This window comes from Variovorax sp. MPBD4-3 (genome assembly GCF_058809745.1).
In genome coordinates, this window is the sequence record NZ_JBXASW010000041.1 from 41893 (window position 1) to 55315 (window position 13423).

Below are 13423 nucleotides of genomic sequence, written 5' to 3' on the forward strand. Positions count from 1 at the left end.
CTACAAGGAAAGCCCGCAACGTGAGTTGCGGGCTTTTTTCATTTGGAGGATCTGCGTGAGCAAGGCATTCACCAAGGAAACCGAAACAGACGGGGACGACGACGGCGCCGATGGCGCATCGCCTCCGCTGCCCGCGGGCGGCAAGAACTACATCACCCCCGACGGCTACGCGCGGCTGCGCGACGAGCTGCTGCACCTGATGGACGAAGAGCGGCCGAAGATCGTCGAAACAGTGCATTGGGCTGCCAAGAACGGTGACCGCTCCGAGAATGGCGACTATCTCTACGGCAAGAAGCGCCTGCGCGAAATCGACCGCCGCATCCGTTTTCTCACCAAGCGTCTCGAAATCGCCGAGGTCACCGATCCGTCGGTGCATCATGGCCGGGACCAGGTCTTCTTCGGCGCCACGGTCCGCTATGCCGATGAAACCGGCGACGAGCGGAGCGTCACGATCCTCGGCATCGACGAGGCGGAAAGCGCCAAGTCGCAGGTCAGCTGGATTTCACCGATCGCGCGGGCGCTGCTGAAGGCGCGCGAGGGCGACGTGGTGAAGCTCGTGACGCCCGGCGGCGCGCACGAGGTCGAGATCCTGTCGGTGAGCTATCCGGCACCGCGCCCGGCCGCGGCGTAACAGCGCCACGCCGCTCCAATCAAGGCCGCTCAGGGGACGGGCACGGTCCTTGATGCCGTCAGCACCGACGCGGTCCGGCGGGCGGCGCGCAGCACCGCATCGAGATGCGCGCGGTCGCGCACCGCGATCACGAAGCGCAGGTCGGTCGAATCCTGCGGCGTTTCATCGGCCATTTCGACGTGCGTGATGTCGGCTTCGGCATCGGCCAGCGTGGCGGCTACCCGCGCCAGCACGCCCTTGTCGTTGCGCACCGTGATGACCACGCCGGTCTCGAAGGCGCGCGTGGGCTCGTCGGCCCATTCCACGGCGAAGAAGCGTTCGCTGTCCTTGTGGCGCAGGCGCTGGCCCACGCCGCATTCTTCGGTGTGCACCACCAGCCCTTCGCCATGCCCGAGGTAGCCGACGATCTGGTCCCCAGGAATCGGGCGGCAGCACAGCGCAAAGCGCACCGATGAGTTCTCGCTGCCGTCCAGCGTGACCGCGCCCTGCGACACGGTTTCGTGCGAGATGAAGCGTTCGCGGCTCAGCAGCAGCGCGTCGGGGCGCTCGCCCAGTTCCGAGAGCATGGCCACGAGCCGCTTGGCGACGATGCTGGCAATGCGCTTGCCCAGGCCGATGTCGGTCAGCAGTTCGGCGCGGGTACGGTTGCCGGTGAAGCGCAGCAGCTTTTCCCACAGCGCCTGGTGTTCCTCGTCGTTCTCGGGCAGCTTGCTCAGGCCTTCGGCGCGCAATGCCTGCGCCAGCAGCTTCTCGCCCAGCCCTTCGGACTCGGCGTGCGCCAGCGTCTTGAGGTAGTGGCGGATCTTGGAGCGGGCGCGGCCCGTGCGCACGAAGCCGAGCCAGGCCGGGTTGGGCGTCGACACCGGCGCGGTAATGACCTCCACCACGTCGCCGTTCTTGAGCTCGGTGCGCAGCGGCACCTGGTCGCCGTTGATGCGCGCGGCCGAGGTGTGGTCGCCGATGTTGCTGTGGATGGCGTAGGCAAAGTCGACCACCGTGGCGCCTCGCGGCAGCGCCATGATCTGGCTCTTGGGCGTGAACACGTAGACCGCGTCGGGGAACAGGTCGACCTTGACGTGGTCCCAGAACTCGGCGGCGTCGCGGGTCTCGTCCTGGATGTCGAGCAGCGACTGCAGCCACTTGGTGCCCAGTCGGTCGTTGCTGGCCGCGTTCGGCTCGGCGGCCTTGTAGAGCCAGTGCGCGGCCACGCCGGATTCGGCCACCACGTGCATCGCCTCGGTCCGCAGCTGGAATTCGACGCTCACGCCGGCCGGCCCCACGAGCGTGGTGTGCAGCGACTGGTAGCCGTTGAGCTTGGCGATCGCGATGTGGTCCTTGAACTTGCCCGGCAGCGGCTTGTACATCTGGTGCAGGATGCCCAGGCCGGTGTAGCAGGCGATCACGTTCGGCACGATCAGGCGGAAGCCGTAGATGTCGGTCACCTGCGCAAAGCTCAGGTGCTTTTCCTCCATCTTGCGGTAGATGGAATAGAGCGTTTTCTCCCGCCCCGCGATCCGAAGCGTCATGCCGGCGGCCGAGAAGGCGGTCTCGACCTCTTTCTGCACTTTCTGGATCAGGTCGCGGCGCCGGCCGCGTGCCTTGGCCACGGCCTTGGACAGCGTGGCGTAGCGCCACGGCTTCAGGTGCCGGAACGACAGTTCCTGCAGCTCGCGATAGGTCTGGTTCAGCCCGAGCCGGTGTGCGATGGGCGCGTAGATGTCGAGCGTTTCGCGCGAGATGCGCGCCCATTTCTCGCGCGGCGCATCGGCCAGCGTGCGCATGTTGTGCGTGCGGTCCGCCAGCTTGACCAGGATGACGCGCACGTCGCGCGCCATGGCCAGCAGCATCTTGCGGAACGACTCGGCCTGGTTTTCTTCGCGCGTGTTGAACTGCAGCTTGTCGAGCTTGGTGAGCCCGTCGACCAGCTCGGCCACCGGGGCGCCGAAGCGCTCGATCAGCTCGGGCTTGGTGACGCCGCAATCCTCGATGGCGTCGTGGAGCAGGGCGGCCATCAGGGCCTGCGCGTCGAGCTTCCACTCGGCGCATTGCGCCGCCACTGCGATGGGGTGGGTGATGTACGGCTCGCCGCTGTTGCGCAACTGCCCCAGGTGGGCCTCGTCCGCGAAGCGATAGGCGCGGCGGACCAGCTCGGTGTCTTCGGGGCTCAGGTAGTCGAGCCGCGCCGTCAATGCGGCAAAGCTCGCTGCGGCCGCGTTCAGCGCCGCCGGGCTCGGCTTCGGCGTGCCTTTGGGGGCATGGGACTGATGTTTGGCTACCGCGCTCATGGCTACCACTTTAGCGTGACCGCTCCGTGGACGCGTCCGGACATAAAAAAAGCACCGCATTGCGGTGCCTTTTCGTTGCAGGGCTGCGTCAGATCAGCCCGGCACTTTCTTGAGCATTTCGAGGCCGATCTTGCCTTCGGCGATCTCGCGCAGCGCCGTGACGGCGGGCTTGTTCTTGCTCTCGATCTTGGGGGCGTGGCCCTGGCTCAGCATGCGCGCACGATACGTGGCGGCCAGCACGAGCTGGAAGCGGTTGGGAATATTGACGAGACAGTCTTCGACGGTGATGCGGGCCATGATGAGGATCTTTCTGTCTGTGAGCGGATGAACTCGGATATCAGGGGATGTTCAGTGCGGCGAATGTGTCGGCACGCGCACGGCGCTGTGCGGAGTACCGGAGCCGCTGAGCGTGGACGATCGCCTTGAGATCGAAAAGCGCGCGCTCAAATAACTCGTTGATTATAACGAAGTCGAATTTCCCCGCCTGCGCCATCTCCTCGGCGGCATTCTTCAGGCGGGTTTCGATCACCGCGGCGCTGTCTTCTCCGCGCCGCTCCAGGCGGGAGCGCAGTTCTTCCCAGCTGGGCGGCAGGATGAAGATCATGACCGCGTTGGCAAAAGTCTTGCGGATCTGCAGCGCGCCCTGGAAGTCGATTTCGAGGATGACGTCGGCCCCCTGGGCGATCCGCTCCTCGATGGCCTTCTTGGAAGTGCCGTACTTGTGGCCGTGCACGTGCGCCCATTCCACGAAGCCGTCGGCCGCGACCATGGCGTCGAACTCCGTCGGAGAGGCAAAAAAGTACTCGCGGCCGTGCTTTTCCTGCCCGCGCGGCGAGCGCGTGGTGTGGGAAACAGAGGGCTGGACGGCTGCGTCCAGCTCCATCAGCGCCTTGACCAGGCTCGATTTGCCGGCGCCGCTGGGCGCCGCCACCACGAAGATATTGCCGGGGTAATCCATGCTTTCGCTCGTCATTCGATGTTCTGGACCTGCTCTCGCATCTGCTCGATCAGGACCTTCATGTCCACGCCAATGCGCGTGAGCTCCAGGGCTGCCGACTTGGAGCCCAGGGTGTTGGCCTCGCGATGCAGTTCCTGGATGAGGAAGTCGAGCCGCTTGCCGATCTCGCCGCCCTTCTTGAGCAGGCGCTCGATCTCGTCGAGGTGCGAGTTCAGGCGGGTCAGCTCCTCGGCCACGTCGATGCGGATCGCGAAGGCGGTGGCTTCCGTCAGCGCGCGGTCCTGGGCGGCCTCGGGCAGGGTGCCGCCGGTGCTTTCGGTCAGGCCCATGGCCTCCTTCCAGCGCTCCAGGAAGCGGGTGCGCTGCTGTTCGACCAGCTGCGGCACCAGCGGCCCGGCCTGCTGCACCAGGGTGCGCAGCTGGGCCAGGTGGGCCTCGAGCATCTTGGCCAGCCGGGCGCCTTCGCGCTGGCGGGCCGACATCAGGCCGTCGAGCGCCTTGCCGGTCACCTCGAGCAGATCGGGGCCCCAGTCGCCGCGGGCGGCGCTGTCGCCGCCGGCCAGGCGCAGCACGTCGGCCACGCTCAGGTCGCGGGCGCCGGGCAGCCAGGCCTTGATGCTGTCCTGCACCCCGTTGAGCCGCTGGAGCAGCTTGACGGAAGGCTCGACGACGCCCGCCTGGGCGGTGTTCTCGATGGCCGCGCGCACCTCGACCTTGCCGCGCTTGAGCTTGCCCGTGAGCAACTCGCGCAGCGCGGTTTCATGCTGGCGCAGTTCCTCCGGCAACTTGAAGGTGAGATCGAGGAAGCGGCTGTTGACCGAGCGGATTTCGACCCCGAGCCGGCCCGCCGCGGAGGGCCGTGCTTCGGCTTCGGAGTGGCTGCCTGCGGACCCATTTTGGCCGCTGGCGTAGCCGGTCATGCTGTAAACTGGCATTGCGCCTCACTGTGGTTTTGCTTGCAAGCACCGAGGCGTCGGCACGGCGTTCGCTTGCCGCACCATCGCCTTCGGGCGAAACTCCCGGATTATGTCAAAGGTCAAGCCTTCGCCCCTGCTGCCCGATACGGTCATTGGCGGATACCGCGTTGTACGCCGGCTTTCCGCGGGTGGTTTCGGTGTCGTCTACCTGGCCATCGACCCTGCCGGACAGCAGGTCGCCATCAAGGAGTATCTGCCTTCGTCGCTCGCCACCCGGGGCCCCGACGAACTGGCGCCCCAGGTGCCGCCCGAGAAGCTCTCCCTCTACCGCCTGGGGCTCAAGAGCTTCTTCGAAGAGGGCCGCTCGCTCGCGCAGATCTCGCATGCCTCGGTGGTCAGCGTGCTCAATTTCTTCCGCGAGAACGAGACCGTCTACATGGTCATGAACTACCTGGAGGGCGCCACCCTGCAGGATTTCGTGGTCACGGCGCGCGACCTGAAGAAGCAGAAGGTGTTCCGCGAATCCACCATCCGGTCGCTGTTCGACGAAATCCTGCGCGGGCTGCGCATCGTCCACCAGTACAAGATGCTGCACCTGGACATCAAGCCGGCCAACATCTTCGTGACCGACGACGACCGCGCCGTGCTGATCGACTTCGGCGCCGCGCGCGAGGTGCTCAGCAAGGAAGGCATCTTCATCCGCCCCATGTACACCCCCGGCTTCGCGGCCCCCGAGATGTACCGGCGCGACTCTTCCATGGGCCCCTGGACCGACATCTACGCCATCGGCGCCTGCATCTACGCCTGCATGCAGGGCTACCCGCCCAACGACGCTCCCCGCCGCATCGAGAAAGACCGCCTCAGCCTGTCGCTGTCGCGCCTGCGCGGCGTGTATTCCGACAACCTGATCGAGGTGGTCGAGTGGTGCATGTCGCTCGACCCGCTGTCGCGCCCGCAATCGGTCTTCGCGCTGCAGAAGGAACTCAGCCGCGAGGGCGAGCGCCGCTACACCAAGCTCACCGTGGGCGAGAAGGTGCGGCTGTCCATCGACAACATCCGCTCCTTCGACAAGAAGGGCCTGCCCAAGGCCGCCGCGCCCACCACGCGGCCCGCATGACATCACCATGAAATTTTCCGTCTTCCAGGTCAGCCGCAAGGGCGGCCGTCTCAAGAACGAAGACCGCATGGGCTATTGCTACACGCGGGAATCGGGCCTGTTCGTGCTGGCCGACGGCATGGGCGGCCATCCGGAAGGCGAAGTGGCGGCGCAGCTGGCCCTGCAGACCATCGCCGCGCTCTACCAGCGCGAAGCACGCCCGATCGTGAAGGACGTGAAGGCCTTCCTGGCCGAATCGGCCATGGCCGCGCACCAGCAGATCATGCGGTACGCCAGCCACAAGGCCATGCTCGACACGCCGCGCACCACCGTCGTCGCGGCCGTGCTGCAGGGCACCACCGCCACCTGGATGCACTGCGGCGACTCCCGCCTGTACGTGGTGCGCGACGGCCGCCTGCTGACCCGCACGCGCGACCACTCCCACGCCGAGCGCCCCAAGCCGCACGGCTCCGACGCGCCCGTCAACCGCAACCTGCTGCTGACCTGCCTCGGCTCGCCGACCACGCCGCTGTTCGACGTGTCCAGCCCGCTGCAGCTGCAGCGCGGCGACCGTCTCATGCTGTGCTCCGACGGCGTGTGGGGCGTGCTCGACGACGCGCTCATCGTGCACACGCTTTCCTCCGGCAAGCCCGTGTCCGACGCCGCCCCCGACCTCGCCGAAATGGCGCTGCGCAAGGGCGGCGCCCACAGCGACAATGTCACGCTCATCGCCCTCGAATGGGAAATGCCCGACAGCACGGGCGACGACCGCAGCGGCGTGTCCACCGAAACCATAGAAGACGGCGTGTTCGCCTCCACCATCCAGGCCGGCATGCCGTCGGACAACGAGATCGACGACCTCGACGAAGACGCCATCGAGCGCTCCATCGCCGAGATCAACGAAGCCATTCGCCGCTCGGCCGCCCGCAAGACCTGAGCGCGCCGTTCGTTCCTTTTTTCCTCTTTCGAGTCTCAAACAATGACTGCTTTCACACGAAGCGGCGGCCGTGCCGCCGACCAGCTGCGCCCGGTGCGCATCACCCGCGGCTTCACCATCCACGCCGAAGGCTCGGTGCTGATCGAGTTCGGCCAGACCCGCGTGCTGTGCACCGCGTCGGTCGAAGAGAAAGTGCCGCCGCACAAGAAGGGCAGCGGCGAAGGCTGGGTCACGGCCGAATACGGCATGCTGCCGCGCGCCACCCACACCCGCAGCAGCCGCGAGGCCGCCAAGGGCAAGCAGACCGGCCGCACGCAGGAAATCCAGCGCCTCATCGGCCGTTCGATGCGCGCGGTGTTCGACCTGGCCGCCCTGGGCGAGCGCACCATCCACCTCGACTGCGACGTGCTGCAGGCCGACGGCGGCACGCGCACCGCGGCCATCACCGGCGCCTTCGTGGCCGCGCAGGACGCCGTCAACAAGCTCATCGCCGCCGGCACGCTGGCCGCATCGCCCATCAAGGGCCACGTGGCCGCCATCTCGGTGGGCATCGTCGAAGGCACGCCGCTGCTCGACCTCGAATACACCGAAGACTCCGCCTGCGACACCGACATGAACGTCGTCATGACCGGCGCCGGCCACTTCGTCGAAGTGCAGGGCACCGCCGAAGGCGTGGCCTTCACCCGCGACGAAATGAACAGCCTGCTCGGCCTTGCCGAAAAGGGCATCGGCGAACTCGTGACCCTGCAGAAGCAGGCGCTGCTCGCCGCCAACTGACCACCTCCAGCGACTGGCGCCTGCCTTCAAGGCGGGCGCCACAGCCACTTTGACTTTCTATGAAACTGGTTCTGGCTTCCAACAACGCAGGCAAGCTCGCCGAACTCCAGCAACTGTTCGCGGAACTGGCCGTCACGCTCGTGCCGCAGTCGGCACTGGGCGTGGGCGAGGCTGAAGAACCCTTCCGCACCTTCGTCGAGAACGCGCTGACCAAGGCGCGCCATGCCAGCGCCGCCACCGGCCTGCCGGCCATTGCCGACGACGCCGGCCTGTGCGTCGACGCCTTCGGCGGCCTGCCGGGCGTCGACACCGCCTACTACGCCACCCAGTTCGGCTACGCCAAGGGCGACGCCAACAACGTGAAGGCGCTGCTCGAACAGATGAGCGGTGTCGTCAACCGGCGCGCCGCGCTCGTCAGCACGCTGGTCGCGCTGCGCAGCCACGACGACCCCGAGCCGCTCATCGCCGTGGGCCGCGTCGTCGGCGAGATCGCGCCCGAGCCCGTGGGCGAGAACGGCTTCGGCTTCGACCCCGTGATGTACCTGCCGAGCTTCGGCAAGACCTTCGCCCAGCTGACGCCCGAAATCAAGAACGCCAACAGCCACCGTGGCCGCGCGGCGCAGGCCATGCTGGCCCTGATGCGCGAACGCTGGCTGCCCGCGTAATGGCCACCGTCTTCCCGATCCAGCCGGCGCAACCCACGGGCGCGCCGCAGGCCAACGACGTGCTGCACTGGATGCGGCCCGGCCCGCTGCAGCTCAGCGCGCTGCCGCCGCTGTCGCTCTACATCCACCTGCCGTGGTGCCTGCGCAAGTGCCCGTACTGCGACTTCAATTCGCACGAATGGCGCGCCGCCAGCGAGGCCGACATAGAAGGCATTCCCGAGCAGGCGTACATCGACGCGCTCGTGGCCGACCTCGACGCGGCGCTGCCCCTCATCTGGGGGCGCACCGTGCACACCATCTTCATCGGCGGCGGCACGCCGAGCCTTTTTTCGCCGCAAGCCATCGACCGCCTGCTGGGCGACGTGCGCGCGCGGCTGAAGCTCGCACCCGACTGCGAGATCACGCTCGAGGCCAACCCCGGCACCTTCGAACGCAACCGCTTCCGTGCGTTCCGCGCCGCGGGCGTCACGCGCCTGTCGGTGGGGGTCCAGAGCTTCAACGACGAGCACCTGAAGGCCCTGGGCCGCGTGCACGACCGCGCACAGGCCATTGCCGCAGTCGAAGAGGCCGCGAGCGCCTTCGACACCTTCAACCTCGACCTGATGTACGCCCTGCCGGGCCAGACGCTCGAGGGCCTGGAAGCGGACCTTTCGCAAGCCCTGTCGCTCGCGCCGCCGCACCTGTCGGTGTACCACCTGACCATCGAGCCCAACACCTGGTTCGCCAAGTTTCCGCCCACGCTGCCCGAGGACGACATCGCCTACGAGATGCTCGACCGCATCACCGAACGCACCAGCGCCGTCGGCATGACGCGCTATGAAGTGTCGGCCTATGCGCGCGAAGGCCATGCCTGCGGGCACAACCGCAACTACTGGGAGTTTGGCGACTACCTTGGCATAGGCGCAGGCGCGCACAGCAAGCTGAGCTTTGCGCACCGCATCGTGCGCCAGGTGCGCTACCGCGAGCCGCGGCTGTACATGGAGAACGCGCGCGCCGGCGCCGCCGTGTCGCAGAGCGACGAAGTGGCGCTGGCCGACCTACCGTTCGAGTTCATGCTCAATGCGCTGCGGCTGAAGGCCGGCTTCACGCTGCCCCAGTTCAGCGAACGCACCGGGCTCGCGATGACCGCCATCCAGCGCGGTTTGGAAGAAGCCGAACGCAAGGGGCTCCTGGCGCGCGACCTGTTCCGCGTATGGCCCACCGAACGCGGGCTGGACTTTCTGAGCGATCTGCAGGCGATGTTCCTGCCGGACGGAGAGTAGGGCGCCGCCGTCGGCTTAAAATCTGCGGTTCCGGAGAGTTGGGTGAGTGGTTTAAACCAGCAGTCTTGAAAACTGCCGACGTGAAAGCGTCCGTGAGTTCGAATCTCACACTCTCCGCCAGGATCAATCTCTGGCAGTTTTTGAAAGTCCCGCGCAGCCTCTGCGACGGGACTTTTCCATTTAGCGGATTCGTCCTCCCCGCAGCATCGCGGCACCTAGCCGGCTCCCAGCGCCGTATCGATCGCCTGCAACAACCTGTCCGCATTCACCGGCTTGAACAAGACCGGGACGCCTGAATCGCGCACGCGCTGAAGGCGTTCCGGCGCGGTCTCGCCAGTGATAAGAAGCAGCGGTATCGGCTTGCCATTGCGCCGATGCAGGCGCAGGCCGGCTTCGAGTCCGCTGCCGCCGTCGGCCAGTCGGAAGTCACACAACAGCAGTTCGAACGGCCGCCCATCGGATTCGGCCTGAGCCAGAGCCATGGCCGCCGCGCGTTCGTCGACGACCGCCTGGACATCGAAGGCGTGCGCGCGCAGCAACGCGCTCATTGCGCTGCGGATTTCGGCTTCGTCGTCTATGAGCAGTACGCGCCGAGGCATAGCGCGTGATGGAGGCTGGGCCGGCGGCTGCCGCATCGACTCTTCCTGCTGAAGCGTGGCCGGCGCGTGGCTGATTGGCGTGCCGGCTGGACGGCGCGCTGCAGACACATACACACGAAAGCGAGTGCCGCGACCGACCTGCGACTGAACTTCGACGGGATGATCCAGAAGCCGCGATAGCCGTTGCACGATGGACAACCCGATGCCAAGGCCGCGTGCACGGTCGCGTTCCGAGTTGTTGATCTGATAGAACTCCTCGAAGATGCGCTCCAGTTGTTCGGGCGCCATACCGATGCCCGTGTCGCGCACTTCGATCCACACGCGCTCGCCTCGCGAACGCACGCGGACGACGACGCCGCCGCGCGGCGTGTATTTGAGCGCGTTGTCCACCAGGTTCGAGAGCATCCTTTGCAGCAGCAACTGGTCGCTGTGTACCCACACACCGCCAGCACGTACGCGCAACTGCAGACCTGCCTGCTCGGCGCGGGCCAGGAACACGTGATTGAGCGACACCAGGAGTGCGTCGAGCGCAATGGGCTGGATGTCCGGCGTGATCACGCCTGCGTCGAGACGCGAGACGTCGAGCATGGTGTCCAGCGAGTGGCCGAGCGCGTTGACCGAGCGCATGAGCCGCTCCGCGTTCTGACTTTCGGGGTGGTCATGGAGCGCCTTCTGGAGCGCCGCCCCGAACAGCGCGATGGCGTGCAGGGGTTGGCGCAGATCATGGCTGGCCGCGGCAAGGAAGCGCGTCTTCTCCGCGCTGGCGCGTTCGGTCGCCGCAATCTGCTCGCCAAGGCGGGTCGCGAGCGACTCGTTCTCGAAGCGCAGAATCAGCGCGTCGGTCAATTGCTTGTTCTGCAGGACGCCGCGGCGCAGGGCAAACAGCAGATACGCACTGCCTACTGCTGCCAAGAACAGGTTGATTCCGTCGCTGTGCCAGAGCAACGCACCGATCAGCCCTCCCATCATCGGAATGCCATAGCCGAACAGCGAGGCGGTCATGGGCCACAAGGATTGCATGGCAAGGCCGCAGCCGACCATGATCAGTATGGCCATCAGGGCCGTGACTTGCGGGTTCTGCGTCGAAACGAAAAACCAGGGCACGGGTGCGGTGGCCACCCCGATCAGTGTCATCTGGAACGTGTGCCTGCGCGCCCAACGTGGACCATCAGCCAGCGGTACGCCGGCATCCCAGCGCGGCGACAACAGCACGTACAAATTCGCGCAGGCGAGCATCGCCACGAAAGGCAGCACCAGCGGCAACTTCAAATAGAAGTACCCCATCGCTCCGCCGATGAAGGTAAAGCAAAGGTGGCCGCAAACGCCGGCCATTCGCGCTGCATAGACGGAAGAAAGATGCTCGCGCAGAACACGCAGGTCGTTGGGGGTGTCGATGGTGGGGTTGTTCAATGGGAGGCCGGCGGATCGTGCGACGTTGCACCGATTCTGCATGTGAGGCTTTTTGCGCGCATCCGCCTGGTGGTCACACTCTCCGCAGGTCACGGATGCTTTTTGCGTTTTGGGCCGCTCTCCTTCCTCCCGATCTCTTCCCGATCCCTCCCTGGGTCTATCTAGCGTCTAGCAGTCCTATCGCCCGCCAGGTGCAACCAGAGCAATCCGAAGCGTCTGCAGCGTAAGGTCCGCTGCTCTGATCCGCCGTTGCAATTCTTCGTTGACCACCCGCACAAGCGCACTGAGTTCAGTACGCGTCGTGCAGATTTCTTCCGTGTCATTCGAGTGCTGCGAGGCAATCAGCTTTTCGAGGCCTGTGTAAGCACTCTGTAGTTCGTGCAATGCGTCGACCTCATCGCACGCTTGCAGCGTGAGTGACTCAGCAGAAGTTTCAGAAAACGAGGGGACGCGAGCGGATGCAGCCATGTTTGGCTCCCTGGGTTCGGTTTGCTACAACCACCGCACCCAACGCCAATTGGAGGCGGCAGCTCGAACAGGTTGGCGTACCGGGAACCCGCTTGCGCGAACCGGCGAGCCTCGCGGCTCCCTGCTCGAGCCGCCAAAAACTGGAGGCACGAACGCGAAAGCCGCAGATCTCTGCGGAGAAGTCTGCGGCTTGCGTCGCAGCGGGTTACTCGGGACGCCAATCCCGATCACGCCTTTTTGGGGCATGACGGGGCGGAGTATATCCACGCATCCCCGCTGCCAGACGCAAACGCCGTGTGCCGCCTCACATGCTCACAGCGGATCCAGCGACCCGTCGTCAATCTGCTGCGCCCGCTGCGAACCATGCCGCGAACGCGCCCGCTGCACCAGCAGCCCGATAAGCAGCGCCGCCGCCGCAGAACCCGCCAGCGCCCCCGAACTGCCCAGCAACTGCGCAAGGCTGTCCACGGTCTCGACGCTGACCTGCTGGGCGTGATGGACCAGCGCCACCATGTCGGCGGCGTGCACGTTCTGCAGGTCGTCGATGCGCACGTTCAGGTCCTGTCCCGCGCTGCGGAAGCGGATCTTCGCGAAGATGCCGTTGGCAATCGCCACGAGCGAGAGCACGCCCAGCGGGCGCAGCAGTATTTCCACGAGGCGGCGGCGTTCGTCGGTGGGGGCGGACTCGTACACCTGCGCCACCAGCGCGGGGATCGCGTTTTCGTCGGACGTGGGTTCGGGGGATGGTGATGCGGCCGTGCGGCCTGTGGGTTGCGATGGATTGGAGGCCATGGCGTCGTCTTCCTTTGCGTGCCGGACCCTGCATGTTCTTCCCGCAGCCGAGCCGTTTTGATGAACGGACCGTAAAGCTGCGTTGAATTTACGAAACCGCTGGTGGCGCAAAGGTGTCGGCGGGCGAGAAGGATTAGCCCGGCATTAGCGCCGGGCCCTCTTGCTCATTCGATCCTGAAGACGAACTCCTGCGTCGCCACGACCTCGGCATCGCCCGTGGTCTGGCATTCGTAGCGCATCATCGCCGAGCGCACTGCCGACTGGTAGACCTTGGGCCCGGAGAGAAAGCGCACCTCCGTCACGTGCCCGCCCTTGATGCGCACCTCGGCCTTGACGACACCGCCGATGCCTTCGTCCAGCGCCTTGCGCGGCATCTCGGGCTTCACCTGCCTGGGGCATGCCACCGCGATGTCGGTGGACGCGGCTTGCGGCGGAGCGGGAGGCGCGGGCGGTGCCGGCGGCGCGGCGGGCGGTGGCGCCACCGGCTCGGTGCTCTGCACCGCGGTGATGGCGGGCGCGGTGCTCGGCGGTGGCGTTACCGCCGGCGGCGGCACGTAGGCCGGGCGCGGTGGCGGCGGTGCCTTCGGCGTTTCCTGCCGGATGATCTTCTTCGGTGGAGGCGGCGG

14 protein-coding genes and 1 tRNA gene are annotated in these 13423 nt (G+C 66.3%); 7 read left to right on the forward strand and 8 right to left on the reverse strand.

The genetic code is table 11. The annotated features are described in order from the left end of the window. Positions 1–55: 55 nt before the first annotated feature. The gene (greB, locus tag AC1RVW_RS21430) at positions 56–631 is read left to right on the forward strand and encodes a transcription elongation factor GreB (RefSeq protein ID WP_285410008.1); all 576 of its coding nucleotides are present in this window, start codon (positions 56–58) and stop codon (positions 629–631) included. Between the two features lie 29 nt (positions 632–660). Here the strand turns inward: greB and AC1RVW_RS21435 are convergent, their stop codons facing one another. The 4 genes from AC1RVW_RS21435 to AC1RVW_RS21450 form a co-directional block, all read right to left on the reverse strand. Continuing rightward, positions 661–2916, reverse strand: coding sequence for a RelA/SpoT family protein (locus tag AC1RVW_RS21435; protein ID WP_081269839.1), 2256 nt, complete (start codon positions 2914–2916; stop codon positions 661–663). Positions 2917–3009: 93 nt separating this feature from the next. Continuing rightward, positions 3010–3213, reverse strand: a complete 204-nt coding sequence (gene rpoZ, locus AC1RVW_RS21440; RefSeq protein WP_007835875.1) for a DNA-directed RNA polymerase subunit omega — start codon at positions 3211–3213, stop codon at positions 3010–3012. A gap of 40 nt (positions 3214–3253) precedes the next feature. Beyond that, positions 3254–3874 carry a guanylate kinase gene (gene gmk / locus AC1RVW_RS21445; RefSeq protein ID WP_081269990.1) on the reverse strand — a complete coding sequence of 207 codons (621 nt, stop codon included), beginning with the start codon at positions 3872–3874 and terminating at the stop codon, positions 3254–3256. 11 nt (positions 3875–3885) lie between these two features. Then, positions 3886–4809 (reverse strand): YicC/YloC family endoribonuclease, encoded by a 924-nt coding sequence (locus tag AC1RVW_RS21450; RefSeq protein WP_106936933.1) that lies wholly within the window; start codon positions 4807–4809, stop codon positions 3886–3888. Between the two features lie 91 nt (positions 4810–4900). Between AC1RVW_RS21450 and AC1RVW_RS21455 the strand changes: the two genes are divergently transcribed. The 6 genes from AC1RVW_RS21455 to AC1RVW_RS21480 all read left to right on the forward strand — a co-directional run bounded on the left by AC1RVW_RS21455 (position 4901) and on the right by AC1RVW_RS21480 (position 9648). Beyond that, on the forward strand, positions 4901–5908 hold the full coding sequence (locus AC1RVW_RS21455) for a serine/threonine protein kinase (protein WP_081269837.1): 1008 nt from the start codon (positions 4901–4903) through the stop codon (positions 5906–5908). A gap of 7 nt (positions 5909–5915) precedes the next feature. Then, positions 5916–6824, forward strand: coding sequence for a PP2C family protein-serine/threonine phosphatase (locus AC1RVW_RS21460; protein WP_081269836.1), 909 nt, complete (start codon positions 5916–5918; stop codon positions 6822–6824). A gap of 42 nt (positions 6825–6866) precedes the next feature. Continuing rightward, the gene (gene rph, locus AC1RVW_RS21465; protein WP_237675902.1) at positions 6867–7601 is read left to right on the forward strand and encodes a ribonuclease PH; all 735 of its coding nucleotides are present in this window, start codon (positions 6867–6869) and stop codon (positions 7599–7601) included. A gap of 59 nt (positions 7602–7660) precedes the next feature. Beyond that, complete coding sequence (rdgB, locus tag AC1RVW_RS21470) at positions 7661–8266, forward strand: RdgB/HAM1 family non-canonical purine NTP pyrophosphatase (RefSeq protein ID WP_106936935.1); 606 nt, start codon at positions 7661–7663, stop codon at positions 8264–8266. Beyond that, positions 8266–9528 carry a radical SAM family heme chaperone HemW gene (gene hemW / locus AC1RVW_RS21475; protein WP_454907634.1) on the forward strand — a complete coding sequence of 421 codons (1263 nt, stop codon included), beginning with the start codon at positions 8266–8268 and terminating at the stop codon, positions 9526–9528. The genes rdgB and hemW overlap by 1 nt, the downstream gene beginning before the upstream one ends. Positions 9529–9560: 32 nt before the next feature. Next, positions 9561–9648, forward strand: a tRNA-Ser gene (locus AC1RVW_RS21480). Between the two features lie 95 nt (positions 9649–9743). On the opposite strand, the gene AC1RVW_RS21485 is transcribed toward AC1RVW_RS21480, so the two are convergent. The 4 genes from AC1RVW_RS21485 to AC1RVW_RS21500 all read right to left on the reverse strand — a co-directional run. Then, complete coding sequence (locus tag AC1RVW_RS21485; RefSeq protein ID WP_493202365.1) at positions 9744–11537, reverse strand: ATP-binding protein; 1794 nt, start codon at positions 11535–11537, stop codon at positions 9744–9746. Between the two features lie 177 nt (positions 11538–11714). After that, entirely contained in the window at positions 11715–12005 is a 291-nt protein-coding gene (locus AC1RVW_RS21490; RefSeq protein ID WP_234382350.1) for a hypothetical protein, read from the reverse strand. 312 nt (positions 12006–12317) lie between these two features. Further along, a complete protein-coding gene (locus AC1RVW_RS21495) occupies positions 12318–12797 on the reverse strand; it encodes a hypothetical protein (protein ID WP_493202368.1) in 480 nt (159 codons plus the stop codon). Between the two features lie 164 nt (positions 12798–12961). Beyond that, the coding region (locus AC1RVW_RS21500; protein ID WP_493202370.1) for an energy transducer TonB at positions 12962–13423 on the reverse strand (462 nt) is incomplete at its 5' end.

Excerpts from the sequence above, each read along its gene's own strand:
- AC1RVW_RS21495 (WP_493202368.1), bottom strand. The coding sequence starts at position 12,797 with ATGGCCTCCAATCCATCGCAACCCACAGGCCGCACGGCCGCATCACCA.
- AC1RVW_RS21450 (WP_106936933.1), bottom strand. The coding sequence starts at position 4,809 with ATGCCAGTTTACAGCATGACCGGCTACGCCAGCGGCCAAAATGGGTCC.
- AC1RVW_RS21490 (WP_234382350.1), bottom strand. The coding sequence starts at position 12,005 with ATGGCTGCATCCGCTCGCGTCCCCTCGTTTTCTGAAACTTCTGCTGAG.
- rdgB (WP_106936935.1), top strand. The coding sequence starts at position 7,661 with ATGAAACTGGTTCTGGCTTCCAACAACGCAGGCAAGCTCGCCGAACTC.
- AC1RVW_RS21460 (WP_081269836.1), top strand. The coding sequence starts at position 5,916 with ATGAAATTTTCCGTCTTCCAGGTCAGCCGCAAGGGCGGCCGTCTCAAG.
- hemW (WP_454907634.1), top strand. The coding sequence starts at position 8,266 with ATGGCCACCGTCTTCCCGATCCAGCCGGCGCAACCCACGGGCGCGCCG.
- gmk (WP_081269990.1), bottom strand. The coding sequence starts at position 3,874 with ATGGATTACCCCGGCAATATCTTCGTGGTGGCGGCGCCCAGCGGCGCC.
- AC1RVW_RS21455 (WP_081269837.1), top strand. The coding sequence starts at position 4,901 with ATGTCAAAGGTCAAGCCTTCGCCCCTGCTGCCCGATACGGTCATTGGC.
- rph (WP_237675902.1), top strand. The coding sequence starts at position 6,867 with ATGACTGCTTTCACACGAAGCGGCGGCCGTGCCGCCGACCAGCTGCGC.
- AC1RVW_RS21435 (WP_081269839.1), bottom strand. The coding sequence starts at position 2,916 with ATGAGCGCGGTAGCCAAACATCAGTCCCATGCCCCCAAAGGCACGCCG.
- rpoZ (WP_007835875.1), bottom strand. The coding sequence starts at position 3,213 with ATGGCCCGCATCACCGTCGAAGACTGTCTCGTCAATATTCCCAACCGC.